The 17,211-nt window shown below is 70.1% G+C and carries 13 protein-coding genes and 2 pseudogenes; 8 read left to right on the forward strand and 7 right to left on the reverse strand.

Annotated elements, in window-relative coordinates; translation table 11 throughout:
- Positions 1 to 88: 88 nt before the first annotated feature.
- Positions 89 to 655, reverse strand: coding sequence for a response regulator transcription factor (locus KQY30_RS05410; RefSeq protein ID WP_254407538.1), 567 nt, complete (start codon positions 653 to 655; stop codon positions 89 to 91).
- Positions 656 to 864: 209 nt separating this feature from the next.
- Here KQY30_RS05410 and KQY30_RS05415 point away from each other — a divergent pair, with 209 nt between their 5' ends.
- Positions 865 to 2,262 (forward strand): hypothetical protein, encoded by a 1,398-nt coding sequence (locus tag KQY30_RS05415; protein WP_217305817.1) that lies wholly within the window; start codon positions 865 to 867, stop codon positions 2,260 to 2,262.
- A gap of 102 nt (positions 2,263 to 2,364) precedes the next feature.
- On the opposite strand, the gene KQY30_RS05420 is transcribed toward KQY30_RS05415, so the two are convergent.
- Both KQY30_RS05420 and KQY30_RS05425 read right to left on the reverse strand, forming a co-directional pair.
- Positions 2,365 to 3,129 (reverse strand): DUF4157 domain-containing protein, encoded by a 765-nt coding sequence (locus tag KQY30_RS05420; RefSeq protein ID WP_217305818.1) that lies wholly within the window; start codon positions 3,127 to 3,129, stop codon positions 2,365 to 2,367.
- A gap of 159 nt (positions 3,130 to 3,288) precedes the next feature.
- Positions 3,289 to 3,936, reverse strand: coding sequence for a class I SAM-dependent methyltransferase (locus tag KQY30_RS05425; RefSeq protein ID WP_217305819.1), 648 nt, complete (start codon positions 3,934 to 3,936; stop codon positions 3,289 to 3,291).
- A 119-nt stretch (positions 3,937 to 4,055) separates the two neighbouring features.
- On the opposite strand from KQY30_RS05425, the gene KQY30_RS05430 reads away from it, so the two are divergent.
- A complete protein-coding gene (locus tag KQY30_RS05430) occupies positions 4,056 to 4,853 on the forward strand; it encodes a hypothetical protein (protein ID WP_217305820.1) in 798 nt (265 codons plus the stop codon).
- A 144-nt stretch (positions 4,854 to 4,997) separates the two neighbouring features.
- Positions 4,998 to 6,182, forward strand: a complete 1,185-nt coding sequence (locus KQY30_RS05435; protein WP_217310751.1) for an MFS transporter — start codon at positions 4,998 to 5,000, stop codon at positions 6,180 to 6,182.
- Between the two features lie 62 nt (positions 6,183 to 6,244).
- On the opposite strand, the gene KQY30_RS05440 is transcribed toward KQY30_RS05435, so the two are convergent.
- Positions 6,245 to 6,865, reverse strand: a complete 621-nt coding sequence (locus tag KQY30_RS05440; protein ID WP_217305821.1) for a hypothetical protein — start codon at positions 6,863 to 6,865, stop codon at positions 6,245 to 6,247.
- A gap of 271 nt (positions 6,866 to 7,136) precedes the next feature.
- Between KQY30_RS05440 and KQY30_RS05445 the strand changes: the two genes are divergently transcribed.
- Both KQY30_RS05445 and KQY30_RS05450 read left to right on the forward strand, forming a co-directional pair.
- Positions 7,137 to 10,607 (forward strand): phosphodiester glycosidase family protein, encoded by a 3,471-nt coding sequence (locus KQY30_RS05445; RefSeq protein ID WP_217305822.1) that lies wholly within the window; start codon positions 7,137 to 7,139, stop codon positions 10,605 to 10,607.
- Positions 10,608 to 10,871: 264 nt separating this feature from the next.
- The gene (locus KQY30_RS05450) at positions 10,872 to 11,789 is read left to right on the forward strand and encodes an NPP1 family protein (protein ID WP_254406961.1); all 918 of its coding nucleotides are present in this window, start codon (positions 10,872 to 10,874) and stop codon (positions 11,787 to 11,789) included.
- A gap of 283 nt (positions 11,790 to 12,072) precedes the next feature.
- Here KQY30_RS05450 and KQY30_RS05455 read toward each other — a convergent pair whose 3' ends face one another.
- Positions 12,073 to 12,519 (reverse strand): ATP-binding protein, encoded by a 447-nt coding sequence (locus KQY30_RS05455; protein WP_254406962.1) that lies wholly within the window; start codon positions 12,517 to 12,519, stop codon positions 12,073 to 12,075.
- 304 nt (positions 12,520 to 12,823) lie between these two features.
- Between KQY30_RS05455 and KQY30_RS05460 the strand changes: the two genes are divergently transcribed.
- The 3 genes and pseudogenes from KQY30_RS05460 to KQY30_RS05470 all read left to right on the forward strand — a co-directional run bounded on the left by KQY30_RS05460 (position 12,824) and on the right by KQY30_RS05470 (position 14,872).
- Positions 12,824 to 13,696: a helix-turn-helix transcriptional regulator gene (locus KQY30_RS05460; RefSeq protein ID WP_217305824.1), complete on the forward strand. Its 873-nt coding sequence runs from the start codon at positions 12,824 to 12,826 to the stop codon at positions 13,694 to 13,696.
- Positions 13,693 to 13,941: pseudogene (locus KQY30_RS05465) on the forward strand (DUF397 domain-containing protein); the annotation flags it as partial. The gene KQY30_RS05460 and the pseudogene KQY30_RS05465, both read left to right, overlap by 4 nt.
- A 115-nt stretch (positions 13,942 to 14,056) precedes the next feature.
- Positions 14,057 to 14,872 carry an SAM-dependent methyltransferase gene (locus tag KQY30_RS05470; RefSeq protein ID WP_217305826.1) on the forward strand — a complete coding sequence of 272 codons (816 nt, stop codon included), beginning with the start codon at positions 14,057 to 14,059 and terminating at the stop codon, positions 14,870 to 14,872.
- Positions 14,873 to 14,998: 126 nt separating this feature from the next.
- Here the strand turns inward: KQY30_RS05470 and KQY30_RS05475 are convergent, their stop codons facing one another.
- Together KQY30_RS05475 and KQY30_RS05480 are read right to left on the reverse strand one after the other, a co-directional pair.
- Entirely contained in the window at positions 14,999 to 15,904 is a 906-nt protein-coding gene (locus KQY30_RS05475) for a geranyl diphosphate 2-C-methyltransferase (protein WP_217305827.1), read from the reverse strand.
- 30 nt (positions 15,905 to 15,934) lie between these two features.
- Positions 15,935 to 17,205 (reverse strand): annotated as a pseudogene (locus tag KQY30_RS05480) (family 2 encapsulin nanocompartment cargo protein terpene cyclase).
- Positions 17,206 to 17,211: the final 6 nt, after the last annotated feature.

Genomic DNA, 17,211 nt, shown 5'->3' on the forward strand with positions numbered 1-17,211 from the left:
GTGCTCCGGAGGGAACGAGGCCGGGGACACGTACGAGGGAAGAGAAGTTGCCCCTCCGGGCAGTCCGGCGGGACACCCCGGCCGTACGTCAGATCAGCCCCTGGCGCAGCGCGTAGGCGACGACATGGGAGCGGTTGCGCAGATGCAGCCGGACGACCAGCTCGTGCAGGACGTTCTTGATGGTGCGTTCCGAGTACGAGAGCTTCGCGGCGATGTCCCCCGTGTCATAGCCCTCGGCGACAAGGCGCACCACCTCGATCTCACGGGCGGTGAGCCCGCTGAAGTTCAGGCCGCGCGGCGCCAGGACCTGGCTCTGGAGTCGGCCGACCTGTTCGAGCAGCCGGCCGAGCAGGTCCGCGGGGAGACTCCCCTCGCCCCGGGCCACCGCCTCGATCACCTGTACCAGCCGCTCCGGCGTCGCTTCCGACCGCCGCAGGATGCCGGCCACCCCGCACTCGGCCGCGCCGACCAACTGCTGGTCGTCGATGTATGTGGCGATCAGTGCCACCCGCGCCGACACCGTACGCTGCACGTTGCGCAGGGTCCTCAGCGCGGCCTCGTCGATCGTGTCGACGACGACCACGGCCACGGCCGCCGGTTCTTCCTCGTTCTCCACCAGTCGGACTTCCGGCCGGGATCGTAGCTGGCCGGCCACCCCCGCCCTGGAAATCGGGTCTTCCGCACGCAGGCACACGACTATCCGGTCCACACCGGCCTCCCCACCCCTGGGTCGAATGCTTCGCCGCAGTATGCGCGCGTGCACTCCACGTACACTCAACAAGGTCTCAATGGGCACCTCAACTGCCCCAAAGTCTTCCTGCGGGGCCCGTGTTCCCCGGACCCTCGGGGCCTACGGTGCCGATCATGACAACTGCGGCGAGCCTGGACGCAACCGCCGTCACCGCGAATCCCGGTGGCAGAACCGAAGTGCCCCTTCAGGTACGCAACTCCGGCAGCACCGTGGAGGAGTACCGCTTCGAAGTGGTGGGCCCGGCCGCGGCCTGGACCAATGTCGAACCGGCGAGCCTGTCGCTGTACCCCGACACCTCCGCCACCGTGCTTCTCGCGCTGAACCCGCCTCGCAACTCCGAGGTGCCGGCCGGCGACATCCCGTTCGGGGTACGGGTGGTGCCCACCAGCAACCCCGAGGGAACGGTGGTGCCCGAGGGCGTTGTCACCGTCGAGCCGTTCACCGAACTCACCGGGGAACTGGTGCCGCGCGGGTTCAACGGTGTGTGGCGGGGCCGTACGGACGTCGCCATCGACAACCGGAGCAATATCCCCATGACCGTGCGGCTCACCGCACAGGGGGACAGTTCCCGGGTGCGGCTCGGCTTCTCACGGGAGGGCGTCGAGCTCGCGCCGGGCACCACGGAACTGTCGAAGCTGACGGCCCGGCCCGCCAAACGGCTGTGGCGCGGTGCCCCGGTCGTGCACCCCTTCCAGGTGGTGGCGACACCCGCGGGTGAGGTTCCGCACGAGCCGGTCCTGCTGGACGGCACCTACCAGCAGGACGCGATTCTGCCGAGCTGGCTGCCCCGGGCGCTGATCGCGGTCGTGCTGGCGGTACTGGCCCTGGTCGGCCTGTGGTTCGCGCTGCTGCGGCCGGTGGTGAAGTCGGCGGCCCGGGAGGAGACCCAGAAGCAAGTGGCCCAGGTGCTGCCGTCCAACCCGACCCCGTCCGCGGCCTCCGGTGGCGGCGCCGCGTCCGGTGCGTCCGCGGGCGCCGCCGGTGACGCCGGAGCGAACGCCGGTGCCGGTACCGGGGGCGGCGGGGGCGGCGGTGCGCAGCAGCCGGGCGGGGCGACGAACGGCTCGGGAGGGTCGGGCGGCTCGGGCGGCGGCGGGGGCGGCGGCGGTGCCGGCGGTTTCGGACAGCCGCAGAGCGCCCAGACCGAGGTCAAGGACTCGGTGGGCGGGGATCCGACGGCCAAGACCGTGTACCAGGTCCCGGCGGGTCAGCTCTTCGAACTGACCGACCTGGTGGTGCAGAACCCGCAGGGCGACTCGGGCAACGTCGTCATCGCCGCCGAGGGCCAGACCCTTCTGAGGCTCGCCCTGCAGAACTTCCGTGACCAGGACTACCACTTCGTCACCCCGATCGTGGTGCCCGCCGACGGCCAGATCACCATGACGGTGACATGCCGCGAAGTGGGACGGTCGGTGGGTGCCCCGGCCCCGGCCCAGTGCGCGGAATCGCTTCTGGTGGGCGGGACACTGCGGGCCGCTCCCGCCCCGAGCGCGAGTGCGTCGGCGAGCTGACCGGCGAAGGCGGCAAGGGCGATAAGGCCAGGCTGGCACGGCTGGGCAAAGGGGGCGGGGACGGGCTGTGAGCCCGTCCCCGCCCCCTTTGCCCGGCCGCCGTCACGAGGCGGCCGGTTCCTCCTGCTCCTCCTGCTCCTCGGCCCGCTGCACGAACATGCCCTGGACATCGGCGGCTTCCTCGTCCTCCCCCTCGGACTGCCGCTGTACGGCCGCGGCGGCCGGACCCGGTGCGACGGCGGGCTCCGGGGCGGCCTGGAGGGCGGGGGCGGACATCGCACGCTCGGCGTTGGCGGTGGCCTCCCGCTCGTAGCGGTCCGAGGGATCGCTGACCCGGATGCCGCCCGGGGCGTCGGTTCCGTCGACCGGACCGCTGCGCTGCTGGATCACATGGGTCAGCTCGTGGGCCAGCGTGGTCCGGCCGGAGTGGGAGGACGGATCGTAGGCGTCCCGCTGGAAGACGACGTTGTTGCCGACCGTGTAGGCGTGCGCGCCGACGGACTTCGCGGACTGGTGTGCCGCGTCTCCGGTGTGCACCCGTACATCGGAGAAGTCCGACCCGAGCCGGGCCTCCATATCGGTGCGGGTCTCGGTGTCCAGCGCCTGCCCCGAGCCGGAGTTGACGACGTCGTGGACGGGAGAGCGCTGCTCCGGCGCGGCTTCCTCGTCGCGGTCGCGCTGCATCATCGCCCCCACCGCGCTGTTGCCGACAGCCCGTTGGAGAACGCCCATGCCGGACGGACCTACGACATCCGCGCGACCGCCGACGGCCGCTTTGAACAGCCGCGCGTCATCGGCCTGGTGCGGCGGCCTGCTGACGGCGGCATCACCGTTTTCGTGATCCTGATCGTGTACGTGGTCACGCATCCTCGGCTCCCTGGGGTGTCCAGCGGCAGACCTCTCTCAATCCGACACTGCCGTACGGGGCCCGCTCCGGTACAGGAGCCGGACGGCGTCCGGCGTGGGCAGCCGTTCCTGCCCGATGGGGCAGAACGCAACGGCGGACATTCCTCTCCCAGGGGGCCCCTAGGCTTTGCGGGCGAGCAGTTGAATCTCCTGGAACTGCCGTCGGTCGGTGGGCTGAGGCTCGCGGACCATCCGGGCCACCTCGGCCAACCCGGACTCGCGCAGCATCGCGGCGAGATGATCAGGCGACCACCGGTAGGCCGGTGCGACCGCGTGATCGAAGACCTGCGTCGGGTGGGACGGACCGTCGGTCGCCGAGAAACCGATCAGAAGGTGGCCGCCGGGTGCCAGCACGCGGTGGAACTCCGTGAGGATGACGGGGAGTTCCGGCGGCGGAGTGTGGATGACGGACCAACGTGAGAGTACGCCGCCCAGCACGCCGTCCGCGATGTCCAGCGCGGCCATCGAGCCCACGTCGAACCGCAGTCCGGGATAGGCCTGCCGCGCCAACTCGATCATCGCGGGAGCAGCATCAACGCCGAACACCGCCAGCCCCAACTCGTCCAGATGAGCGGTGATATGACCCGGCCCACACCCGAGGTCCGCGACCTGACCGTCCCCGCTCGCACGGACGACCTCGGCGAAGGCGCTCAAGATCGCGCGGTCCAGGGGTCTGTCACGCAGTTCGTCGCGGAACCGCTGCGCGTACGTGGAGGCAAGAGCGTCGTAAGCCTCGCGGGTGGCACTGAAGGCATCGTGTTCGACCATGCTCACGACCCTAGGGGGTGTCTCGTTCAGGTCTTGCTCGGCTCTCGTGCCCCGGCATCGCGCCTCGCGCATCGCTCCTGATCCGCGCCGTGTCAGAGGCCCGTGCGACACTGCGGCGCATGTCTCTCGCCGATCTCAGTCTTGACCAGTGGCGGTCGTTCGACCTGCCGACCGCACGCCGTGTCGCCCATCGGGCCGCGGAGCAGGTCGGTGGCCGCGTGACCGCCGTCGAGACCGTTGAGCACCTCAACGCCCCGCTGCACCGTGTCCGGATCGAGCGGAGCGTTCAGGAATTCGCTCTGATACCCGGCGGCACGGTGACGCTCGGGTTCGACCCCGGCGCCTGGCAGCCGACGCCCGAGCAGACCGCCGATTTCGCGGAGAGCCTGGATCAGGGCTTCGGCCACGGTCCCGATCTCCGGGCCCACCTCGCCCGGGAGCTCAGCCCGCGCCGGACCCGCACTCTGGCCACCGTGCTCATGGCGGTGGAGGACGAGAACCTGACCGAACTGCCGGCGGACATGCCGGCGGTCCTCGCGGCTCGCGGCCTGCGGCTGCCGAGCTCGGACGAGTGGGAGCACGCCTGCGGGGCCGGTGCCACAACCCTGTTCCGCTGGGGCGACGACTGCCCCATGGACCGCATCCCCTACGGGGACGCGGACGGGCCGCAGAACCAGCCGAACGCCTTCGGCCTGCGCATCGCCTACGACACCTACCGCGCGGAGCTGACCAGCGACGTCACCGCGGTCCACGGCGGGGACGGCGGCGAGTCGGTGTGCGGCGGCTACGGGCAGCTACTGGCGTGGCTGCCCCTGGCCACGGCCGGCCGCAACCCTGCCATGGCCGAGTTCGTGTACGGCCCGGACGGCGGGGACCTGTACGAGGACCTCTCCACCCGGCCGGTACTGACGCTCTGAGCCCGCAGCGTTCTTCTTGTAGGGCTCGGAGGATCGGAGGAGACGGGCCGCCTCCGTCCTCCGGGCCGACACGGACCACGTAAGCGGCCACGGGCGCGGCGGCTCCGTCCGTCCGCTTGTACGGTGGCCTGCGTGATCGTCCGCATGAACGTGACCGGGCGGCGGCCCGGCAGTGCGGCGGCTGCGGTGGTGTTCGCCATCGGTATGGCCGGTACGACCCTCCCCACCCCGCTGTACGGGCTCTACCGCGCGGAGCTCGGCTTCTCGGAGCTGATGGTCACGGTGGTGTTCGCCGTCTACGCCGTCGGCGTGATCTCCGCGCTGCTGGTGGCGGGCGACTACTCCGACAGGGCCGGGCGTCGGCCGGTGCTGCTGGCCGCCCTTGGGCTCTCCGCCGCGAGTGCCCTCTGTTTCCTCTTCGAAGGCGGCCTGCCGCTGCTGTTCGCCGGCCGGCTGCTGTCGGGCTTCGCCGCCGGGCTGCTCAGCGGCACGGCCACCGCCACGGTGCTGGAACTGGCCGCACCGGGGCACGCGGCACGGGCGGCGTTCGTCGCCACCGCGGCCGGTATGGGCGGTCTGGGCTGCGGTCCGCTGCTGTCCGGGCTGCTGGCCGAGTACGCGCCCTGGCCGTTGCGGCTGACCTTCCTGGTGAATCTCGCACTGGTGGCCGTGGCGTGCGTACTGACCTGGTTCCTGCCGGAGACCGTCCGGGACCCGGTGCGGTGGCCACCGCTCAGGCCGCAGGGTATGACGGTGCCGCCCGGGGCACGCGGGGTGTTCGTACCGTCGGCACTGGCCGCCTTCGTCGGTTTCGCGCTGCTGGGGCTGTTCCTGGCGGTGGCTCCGGCCTTTCTGTCCCAGACGCTCGGCGAGCACAGTCTGGCCGTGTCGGGGGCGGTCGTCTTCTCGGTGTTCCTGGCGTCCACGGCCGGCCAGGCGCTGCTGGGGCAAGTCGGCGTCCGCCGGGCGCTGCCCGGCGGCTGCCTCTTCCTGGTGCTCGGTCTTCTGCTGGTGGGCGCGTCCCTCGCCGCCGAGTCGCTGGCGCTGCTCGTGCTGGGCGCGCTCTGCGGCGGCCTCGGCCACGGACTGGCCTTCCGCGCCGGTCTGGCCGCGGTCAGCGGGGCCGCGCCGCCCGAACAGCGCGGCGGCACCATCTCCGCCTACTTCGTCGTGGCGTACCTCGGGATCTCCGTGCCCGTGGTCGGCGTGGGGGCACTGGCCCTGGCGCTGGGGCTGAAGAACGCGGGGCTGGTCTTCACGGCGTGCCTGGTGGTGCTGTCGGCCGGCATCGGGCTCCGCGTCCGCCACAGGCCCCTGCCCGAGAGCTGACGAGGAGCGCCCTTCCCGCCGGTCGACGGATCCGCTCTCGTCGGCGGTTCCAGGAGCGGATATCAGAAGCAGAAGCCGATGACGCCGAAGCCCTTGCGTGTCTCCGCGTGCCGCATCCAACTGAGGCACTGCATCGCGGCCTCCAGGACTTCGGGCTCCAGCGACGGGGCCTGTCCCGACTCCTCGACCGCCTGCTTGGCCGCCTCGAACTCCCGCAGCGCCCGGGCTATGTGATCGGGCGTCCACTCACCGCAGCCCGGAATGTAGGTGTACGGCAGTGGAGCGGGGAAATCGCCGTAGCTGAAGGCTTCCACGGACACGGCGGTGACGCCCAGAGCTTTCAGGCCCTGGTCGACGTCGGACAGCCAGTCGCCCCTGTGCGGTGTGAAGCAGTCGTTCGGCAGGAACGTGCCGGTGAGCGAGCACAGCCGCTGGTAGGCGTAGCCGTACTGGAAGGCGTGGTCGCGGTTGTCGCTGAAGGGCCCGCCGTGGACGACCGCGCGCAGTGCCTCGTCCGCCGTGGGGGCGCCCAGCTCGATCGAGTGATGGTGATAGTCGTCGTCGCGGGCCAGCTCGTCCCCGAAGTTGGTGCGTATCGCTTCCAGCAACTGGTCGTCGCGGGATCCGACCAGGGCGCGCGTGGCGGCCACGTCGAGCAGGTGGACGCTCAGAGAAGAACTCATGAGATGAACCTATCGGGAAGAACAAACGGCCCGTCAAACTCACGCGTCAGGCTCTGTCCTGGCCGGGCCGGACACCCCGCCGTGCCAGGAACCCGCCGGGTCATCAGGACGCCACTTCACAACGACGGTTCATTGCGGGCTCGTGATGGCGTCATCCGTGCTTCTCAGTAGATCTTTCTAATCGGGTGCGCGCCCACGATCGAGCTGGGCGTACCGGGGGCGTTGCCCCCGTGTTGTCTCTTGCCCCGAGGTTCCAATGAAATTGAACGTCTTGAACCATCGGTATACGAGGCCACTGCTAGTGGTGCTCGCCACGGCGACCGCGCTGACGGCCGCACCCGCCGTCGCGTACGCGGACGACAGCCGGCCCGCGCCGGTCACCGGCGGTATCCCCTTGATCAACACGGTGGAGAAGATCGGTCCGGGGATCAATCTGCAGCATGTGAAGGCGCTCGACCAGAAGGGCTGGTACGACGCGCAGTTCCTGACCGTGAACCTGTCTGACAAGGACGTCAGCGCAGACCTGCTCACCTCCGGACCGGTCGCGTCCGGCGGACCGCTCAGCGAGGCCGCCAAGAAGGCCGGCGCCGTCGCGGGCGTCAACGGCGACTTCTTCGACATCGGCAACTCCAACGCGGCGCTCGGTGGCGAGATCCAGGACGGCGAACTCCTCAAGACCGCCGACATCACCGGCGGCCGCAAGCACGTCGGCGTCAGCAAGGACGGCATCGCCCAGCTCGTGGACCTCTCGGTCAACGCGACGGCGGACTTCGCGGGCGCGGACCACAAAGTCCTGTCGATCAACGCGGCGAACGGCGGCGGGATCCCCGCGGACGGCATGGTCGCGTTCACATCCGCGTGGGGCGGCTACAGCCGCAACGGGGGCCTGACCGGCGTGCCCAACGACCAGATCGCCGAGGTCCTGGTCAAGGACGGTTCGGTCGTGTCGGTCACGCCGAACGGTCCCGCGGGCTCGGGGGCGATCCCGGAGGGCGCCTTCGTGCTGGTCGGGCGCGGCGCCGCAGCGACCGCGATCCGCGCGCTCCAGCCCGGTGCCCCGGCGGCGCTCAGCTACTCGCTCGCCGACAGCGCCGCCAAGACGATGCAGTTCGCGATCGGCCACGGCGGCACCATCGTCTCCGGCGGCCAGGTCGTCAAGGGCCTCGACACCTCGATCGCCCCGCGCACCGCGCTCGGCTTCAAGGACGGCGGCAAGTCGCTCGTGCTGGCCACCTGGGACGGCCCGGGCGGCACCGGCAAGGGCGGCGTCGGGATCGACAAGGAGGCGCGCGACCTCGCCGCGATGGGCGTGGAGACCGCGGTCAACCTCGACGGCGGCGGCTCGACCACGATGGTCGCCCGCGCGCTCGGCGAGGACGACGCGACCGTCCGCAACGTCCCGTCCGACGGACACGAGCGCAACGACCCGAACGGCGTCGGGGTGTTCGTCGCGAAGGGCGACGGCAAGCTGCACGAGATCCTCGTCAAGCCCGCGCCGGGCGCCACGTCCGCCGACGGCGGCGTGAAGGTCTTCCCGGGGCTGCGCCGCGCACTCGTCGTGCGGGGCCTCGACAAGCACGAGACGCCGGTGGCGGTCGACCAGAAGTCGGTGCGGTGGTCTTCCGACGACGCGTCCGTCGAGGACGGCACGCTCACGGCCCCGGCCGAGGCGGGCACGGTCAAGGTCGAGGCGCGGGTGGACGGCGAGCACGAGGACGCGAAGGTCACCGTCCTCGGACCGCTCAACAGCGTGGAACTGTCGTCCCAGCTTCTGTCCATCGCCGACGCGACGCCCGAGCAGGCGGCCACCGTCTCCGTGACGGGCCGCGACGCCCAGGGTTATACGGCCCCGATCGACCCGCGAGACCTCAAGCTGGACTACGACCACAGCGTCGTCGACGTCCAGCCCGCGAACGGCAGACTGAAGGTCACCCCGCTCGCCAACGCGAGCACGATCCTCAAGCTCTCGGTCGCCGGCAAGTCCGTCCAGCTCCCGATCACCATCGGCGTTCAGACCAGGACGGTCTACGACTTCGACGACGACGTGCTCGCCCGCTGGCGCAACAACAGCACCGCGGCCACGACGTTCTCGGCGGACCCCGACGGTCTGCGGATCGACTTCAACGCGATGCGCAACGTGGGCATCTCGGCGGCGTCGGCGGCGCAGCGCGTCCCGGTTCCCGGCCAGCCGCTGCGCGTGCGGGTACGGATCAAGTCGAGCATCAGCGTGCCGAGCGGTCTGACCTACCTGGGCTACATCGACGCGGCCGGCAAGAGCGGCGGCGTCTACGGCACCGGCCTGGCCGCGAGCAGCGACTGGCAGAACGCCACGTTCACGGTGCCGGCGACCGCGGCGTTCCCGATCGTGATCTCCAGCTTCCAGGGCATCAACACCAACGTCGCCCAGCAGAAGGCGGGCACGTTCGTCCTGGACCGCATCGAGGCCGACGTCCCGACGTCGATCGACCTGCCCGCCCAGCCCGAGCTCCAGGCCGACCCGCTCATCTCCGACGACGGCTCGCTGCTCGCCGGCCGCAAGACATGGCAGTTCGCCACGCTGTCGGACGTGCAGTTCACGGCCGACAACCCGGCGCTGACCCAGGTCGCGACGGCCGCCATCCGGCGGATCCGCAAGACCGACCCGGACCTGCTCGTCCTCAACGGCGACATCACCGACCGCGGCCTGCCGCAGGACCTCGCGCTCGCCCGCCAGGTGCTGACCGACGCCGGGTGCGATCTCATCCCGGTCGGCCAGGAGCCGGCGCCGGACAGCACGCCGGACCCGAAGGCCGGCTCGATCCCGTGCTACTACGTGCCGGGCAACCACGAGTCGTACGGCCTCAACAACGTCCAGAGCGACCTGACGAACTTCACCACCGAGTTCGGCCGGCCGTACCGGACGTTCGACCACAAGGGCACGCGGTTCATCCTGCTCGCCAGCTCCCTCGGATCGCTGCGCGGGTCGGCGTGGGACCAGCTCCCGATGATGCAGAAGGCGCTCGCCGACGCCGAGAAGGACCGGTCGGTGCGCAACGTCATGGTGTTCGCCCACCACCCGGTGGACGACCCCGCCGAGTCGAAGTCCAGCCAGCTCGGCGACCGTGACGAGGTCGCGCTCATCGAGAACATGCTCACGGACTTCCGTGACTCCTCGCGCAAGGGTGCCGCGATGGTCGGCTCCCACGCCCAGATAGCGAACGTCCACCGCCTTGAGGGTGTGCCGTACACGGTGCTGCCGTCGTCGGGCAAGGACCCGTACGGTACGCCGGACCGCGGTGGTTTCACCGGCTGGGTCGACTGGTCCGTCGACGCGGGCCGGGACGCGACACAGCAGTGGCTCAAGGCCGACGTGCGCGCCTTCGCACAGTCGATCACGCTCAACACCCCGGCCACGGTTGAGATCGACAGGACGGCGCAGCTCTCGGGCAGCATCGTGCAGCCGCAGGGAGTGTCGACGGGCTCGCGTGTGGTGCCGCTGCGGTATCCGATGTCGGTCGACTGGAGCGGCTCGTCCAACCTGGCGATCGGCAGCGGGCAGGATGCCGTCGACGACGCCCGCCGCCAGGGCAAGGTCGCGGTCCTGGACCCGGGGACCCGGGTGCTCACCGCGCTGCGGCCCGGCTCGGTGACCGTGACCGTGACGAACGACTCGATGCGTGCCTACACCGACGACAGCTCGCTCGCGCCGGTCACGACCTCGAAGAACATCGAGGTCGTGCCGGCCGGGCACGGCGATCAGTAAGCGTCACCGGCATCGACAGACAGCCGCCGCGGACCGGCCTCCGAACGGTCTGACACACGAGGCGGCCTGACTGGGGGCGAGCACGTATGTGCTCGCCCCCAGTGCTGTCCGGTCGCGATGCCGCCGGAACCGGAAGCGCGTGTGGCTCCGGCTCGCCGGGCCATCGCGAAGGACGGAATACGGAATGAGGATCGTGGCCCGCGACGGCAGGCGCCGATCTTGTTCAGGAGCGGTTCACCGGACTGGCCTTCAGGAGAACCTGTCATGGACACTCCCGTCGGGGATGCTCTCGACAGCCATCACTCGGCCGCGCCGGCACTGCGCCGACCGCTCGCCGAGTCATCCGAAGGGACGGACATGGACAATTCGTCATTGCCCGGAGCGGGCCGGTCGGCTCGGGCTTACATCAAGCGGAAGCGGTCCTGGCTGGGGGCGCTGTTCGGCGCCACGGTCCTGACCGTCGTGCTGCCGACGTCGGTGGCTCACGCCGACAACCTGCCGAACCTGCCCCAGAACGCCGGGGGTTACGAGCAGTCGTTCTCGCCCGCGTACGACTACGACGGCGATGGCTGCTACCCCGTCGCCGCCATCTCGCCCGACGGAACGCTCAATCCCGGTCTGAACACCTCGGGCGCGGTCAACGGCAGTTGCCGTGACCAGTCCGACCTGGACCGGACCCAGACGTACGCCCGCTCGAAGTGCAACAACGGCTGGTGCGCGGTCGTGTACGCCAGCTACTTCGAGAAGGACCAGGCCCTCCCCGGCAGCGGACTCGGCGGTCACCGCCACGACTTCGAGCACGTGATCTCGTGGATCAACCAGGCGTCCAACCAGGTTGAATACGTCACGACCACGCAGCACTCCAGCCAGGTCACCTACCCGCGCTCGCAGGTGCGCTTCGACGGTTCCCACCCCAAGGTCGTCTACCACAAGGAGGGGCTGGGCACCCACTTCTTCCGGCTTGCCAACAGCAACGACGAGCCGCCGGAGAACCACTACCACAACTGGCGCTACCCCGCGATCGTGGACTGGAACGGCTGGCCCAGCACCGCTCTGCGGGACCGCCTGAACAACGCGGACTTCGGGTCGGCCACCATCAAGACCACGGACAAGGACGACCGCTTCCGTAACCTCCTCAACGCCTCCAAGCCGTCGGGCATCCCCTTCGACCCCTGGGCCTGACAGCAGGACCGCGGGACCGCGTCGGCCGCCGAAACGCGCGGCCGACGGCTGTCCTCCGTGATTGACCGGTACAGCACGGTCGAGCCTTTTTTGCCGCATAGCGATGCCGTCGCGGTCCTGGCCACCGCCCAGCCCGATCCAGTGCCTCTGCCCGACCGGTGATGCCCCGGGCGCTGGAGGGCGGGCGGTGGCCGGGGCAGCCAGGACCGCCTGCACCGGGGCGTCTGTGCGCAGCGCCCCCTCCCCCGTACTACCGCGCCCCCGCCCCGTACGCCCTACGGCGTCAGAGCTCGACCCGTAGAACCGCCCAGGCCACATTGCCTCCGGTACGGGTCGAGACGGTCGTCCCCCACGAGTCCGCGAGCTGCTGCACGATCAGCAGCCCCCGGCCGCTCTCGGCCTCGCAGCCGGGCCGCATACCGGACGGACAAGCCGCGGTCCGCCCGTCGTCGTGCACCTCGATCCGCAGCCGCTGACGGGAGGTCAGCGACAGCCCGCACAGCACACTCGTGCTTTCGGAGTGTATGACGGCGTTGGTCGTCAGCTCCGAGACGAACAGCACGGCGTCGGTGCACACGTCGCCGGGCAGCCGCCACGCACGCAGTTGCCGACGGACCGTGTCGCGAGCCGTCCGTACGTTCGCACGGAGCGAGGGGAAGCCGAACCAGTGCTCCCGGTAGGGATACGCGGTTGAGAACAGTTCGGGCGAAGAGGCCGTGTGGGGGGTCACGTTGATCGCCTTCCAGAGCGGACGAGCGCGGTGCAGGGAGCGGACCTGAGCGGCGCGGGCGGGCAGGGGTGGTCTGCTGCCTGAAGGCAGGGAGAGGTAACTCCTCGGGAAAACTCCAGGAGTTGGCGGTGCGCCAGTCCGATCGGGCGGGCGCGCTCGCATACGCAACTATGCTCGCAGCTCAGTTCAAGCTGCAACCGCTTCCCTGATATTTTCAGCGAGACGCAATCAGTCTGGCGCCTTCACCAAGTCGCTGTCAGAATCGGTGTTGTGACAGCCCATCAGGCCCATCAGGAGGCAGGGCGTGAGTGAAGCCAGATCCGGCGCCGGGACGAGCGCCCCGACGGTTCTGCGCATGATCCTCGGCCGACGGCTCCAGGACATGCGGCAGAGCGCGGGTGCCTCACTGGCCGACGCCGCCGGCGCTCTCCGGGTGACGTCCCTGACCATCCGCCGGCTGGAGAAGGCCGAAGTCGCCCTCAAACCCCTCTATGTCGAGAAGCTACTGGAGACGTACGGCGCCGGGCAGCAGGAGATAGACGAGTTCGTCGCACTCGCCGAGCAGGCCAACAAACCCGGCTGGTGGCACGCCTACCGCGATGTGCTGCCAAGCTGGTTCACCGCGTACGTCAGCCTGGAGACCTCCGCCAGGACGCTGCGCACCTACGAACCCCAGTACGTCACGGGGCTTCTTCAGACACCCGCCTACGCCCGCGCCGTGCTGAGCGGAGGCTTCCCGAACGGCACCGACGAAGAGGTGGAACGCCGCGTCAACCTGCGGCTGCGCCGGCAGACCCTGCTGGACCGGGAGGACGCGCCCACCCTCTGGGTGGTCATGGAGGAAGCGGTCCTGCACCGCAGCGTCGGCGGCCCGGACGTGATGCGCGAGCAGATCGACCGGCTCCTTGAGGTCTCGGAGCTGGATCACGTCAGCATCGACATCCTACCGTTCGCCGTCGGCGCCCATGTCGGGGCCTGCGCTCCCTTCACCTACTTCCGGTTCGAAGAGCCGGAACTGCCGGACATCGTCTACAGCGAGATCCTCTCGGCCTCCATGTACCTGGACGAACGCGAAGACGTCGTCGCTCATCTGGAGGCGCACAACAGGATGTCGCTGCTGACCTCGTCCCGCGCGAGCAAGGCACTCCTGAACCGCATGCGCAAGGAGTACTCATGACGATCACGGATGACACCGTCTACAACGGGATGCCCGCCTCGGCCCTCGGCGAACAGGGCTGGGAGCGCCCGTGGAGCGGCCCCAACGGGGGCCAGTGCGTGGAGACCAAGCAGCTCGCCGACGGACGGGTCGCGGTACGCCAGTCGACCGACCCGGCCGGCCCGGCACTCATCTATACGCCCGAGGAGATGAGCGCGTTCGTGCGCGGGGTCAAGCAGGGCATGGCCGACCACCTCACGGCCGGCCGGGACGGGCAGCGGGGCACGGTCGCCTGCCCGGCGGAGAAGAGAGGCACGGAAGGGGCCGCCTCCGGCCACGACCTGCCCGGCACACCGCAGCACACCTTCTGAAGGGGACAGGATGAGCAACACACGCGCCGCGCGGGACCTCGACACCAGCAGGCCGCACTCGGCCCGGATGTACGACTACTACCTCGGCGGCAAGGACCACTTCCCGGTCGACAAGCAGGCCGCCGAAGCGGTCGCGGACGCCTACCCGGGCATCTTCACCTGCGCCCGGGAGAACCGTGCGTTCATGCACCGCGCCACCCGGGTGCTGGCGCAGGAGCACGGCATCCGTCAGTGGCTCGACATCGGCACCGGTATTCCCACCGAGCCCAATGTGCACCAGGTGGCACAGTCCGTGGTCCCCGACGCCCGGGTGGTGTACGCCGACAACGACCCGCTGGTCCTGAAATACGCCGAGCGCCTGATGCGCAGCACCCCGCAGGGCCGCACCACCTACATCGAGGCCGATGTCAACGACCCCGACTCCCTGCTGACCGCACCGGAGCTGGCCGAGGTACTCGACCTGTCCCAGCCGGTGGCGCTGTCCCTGAACGCGCTGATGCACTTCATCACCGACGCGGGCGACCCGTACGGCATCGTCGCCCGGGTCATGGCGGCCCTCCCCTCGGGCAGCGCCCTCGCGCTGAGCCACTGCACGCCCGACTTCGACCCGCCCACCTGGGAGAAGGTGACGGACATCTACACCCGCTCGGGCACGCCGGTGCAGTTCCGCCCGCAGAAGGACGTCGCCCGCTTCTTCGAGGGGCTCAGCCTGCTCGACCCCGGCGTCACGGTCGGCCACCGCTGGCGGCCCACCCACCCCGCCGGTCCCGAGACGCCGACGGACGCGCAGGTCAGTCTGTGGGCGGGGGTCGGCATCAAGCCATGACGGCTGGTGCCCCCTCCCGGCCAGGATGCCTCTCCCGGTACCGGCTTCCGGGCAGGACCGCCGCATCGCCGCGACGGTCCCTCTCCGAACGGGGCGTCTGGAACCCGGCGTCAGAACCGGGCGTGCTCAGACGCGGTCGGCCGCGATCAGCAGGTACTGGAAGGAGCCGTCCTCGTAGGAGTTGATGAACGCTTCCTCGATACCTGTGACCAGTGAGGACGTGGCCCGCAGCTTCCAGTAGGGCAGGGTCGCGGGAGTGAGGTCGACGACCGCGTGCGGTACGAGACGGTTGTCGGCCATCGCACGCAGATACTCCCGGCGGGAGTGGATGTTGCACTCGAAGTGCGCGTTGATCTGGGAGACCCACTTCGAGGGCTGGCCGTAACGCGGGTTCCAGCAGCCGGTGATGGTCACATAGCGGCCGCCGGTCGCGAGGACCCGGGCGTGCTCGGCGAAGAGGTCGTGCAGGTCCACGTACATGCTCGACTCGTTGTTCCACGAGGCCGCGGCCTGTCCGGTCTCGAAGGGCGTGGCGAGCATATTGCAGACGCGGGCGTGGACATGGGCGTCGATGCCGAGTTCACGGGCACGCCGGTTGGCGAAGTCGGCCTGCTTCGCCGACAGGGTGACGCCCTCGACCTTGCACCCGAATCGCTGATGCGCCATGACCATCGAGCCGCCGCGGCCGCAGCCGGCGTCCACGAGCGTGTCGTCGCGCCCGATGGGGCCGAGGTGGTCCAGGAGGAGTTCGGCCTGCGCCGACTCCAGGCGGTGCAGCTCGGCGATCAGCTTCTTCTCGTACGCGCTGTCCTCCGCGTCGCCAAGGGCGGCGTGGTCGACGTCACCGATGCCGTAGTGGTGGTGGTAAAGGCCGTCGACATCGCCGAGACGCAGGTTCACGGGCCTCGCCTCGTGGTCCCAGTAGCGGGCGATGTCCCCCTGGTAGGGCGTCACCGGGGCGGGGATGAAAACAGAGGTGCTGGTGGCGGCGGTGACGGGGGTGAGTTCGGTGCTGGTCACAGATGAATCCATTCTTCTTACCAGGAGTCGGGCGGACTGCGGTTACCAGAAGTCGGGCAGGCTGTAGCGGTAGGTGTTGGTCCGGTGCCAGTAGTGGTTGCCGTCGACCCACACGGCCACCCCCGCAGAAAGCGCTGCACGCTCGGGACGGGGCAGGCGATGGCCAGGGCCGCGGCTTCGGCCTCGAAGTCCCGCATGAGGTCGTTGTGGACCTCGACGGCCTTCAGATAGGCCTCGCGGTCGGAGACGCCTTCGCGTTCGGCGATCACGACCGGCAGATTCAGATGCCTGCCGGGGCTGGCGAGTTCCTTCGTGTACGAGTAGAGGTCGTTCACGATGGTGGTCGCGTTCCCGGCGAGCGCGATGACCCGCTGCATGGCGGGCTGGGCGTGCAGGTCCGCCGGCAGTTCGTAGCCGCCGACGGTGTCGGTGATGGTGGGGCAGGGCCGGAAGTTGTTGAACTGGCGCATCGCCAGGTACTCCCACACCTCCGGGACATGGTCCGTCTGGGCCCACGCGGCCTCGGCGAGGTATCCCATGTGCAGACGGGCCATGTCGTGCCGGAACCGGTCGGCCTGCGAGGGGCCGGCCTTCTGGAGGAAGTACTCCATGGCGGAGCGGTAGGCACGCCGGGGCGCGTCCGAATGAAGCGACACCGCCCACTGCGGCTCGTACTCCCCCGTCGTGTGCAGGGGGTCAAGTGCGGTGTGCGCCAGCAGCAGGCGTCCGCCGAGGCCGATGGGCGAGCCTCCGTGGTCCTCGCAGTAGACGTCGTCCACCGCGTTCTCGGCGACCATCAGACGCGTGGCGAGCATCAGATGGTCGACGGTGGGAGCGTCCGGATGGCAGGCGACCATGTAGCGGCCCACGGAGAAGCCGTCGAACTGGTCCTCCCATTCCTCCGGATACAGGTCGACCTCGTCCAGCGCCCAGGCCTTGATCCTGCGGCTGACCTCCGCCACCCGCCCGGGGTCGGGCTCCGGCACCGGATGGTGGTAGAGGCCCGGGATCGGAGTGCCCTCCGCCGGCGCGGGCGTCGACGGCTCCTCGTAGCGGGCCGGATGGAGGCTCGCCGTGCCCAGGCCGCTGGGTCCGCGCAGGATCCGTTCCAGCGCGGCGGACGGTGCCCGCGCCGCGGAGACAGGGGCGTCCACGGCGAGTGTGGCGGGCGGGAAAGGCACCGGGGGCGCGCCGCCGCCCGCGGCTGCGGTGCCGCGGGCACGGGCGGCGGCGTCGGTGAGGACGTGCGCCCCGAAGTGGGAAGCAGCCGTGGGCAGGCTCGACTGCGGAGGGGAGAGCTCGGGGTCGGGCATCCAGGG

This window comes from Streptomyces sp. GMY02, assembly GCF_019056675.1.
GTDB lineage: Bacteria > Actinomycetota > Actinomycetes > Streptomycetales > Streptomycetaceae > Streptomyces > Streptomyces odonnellii.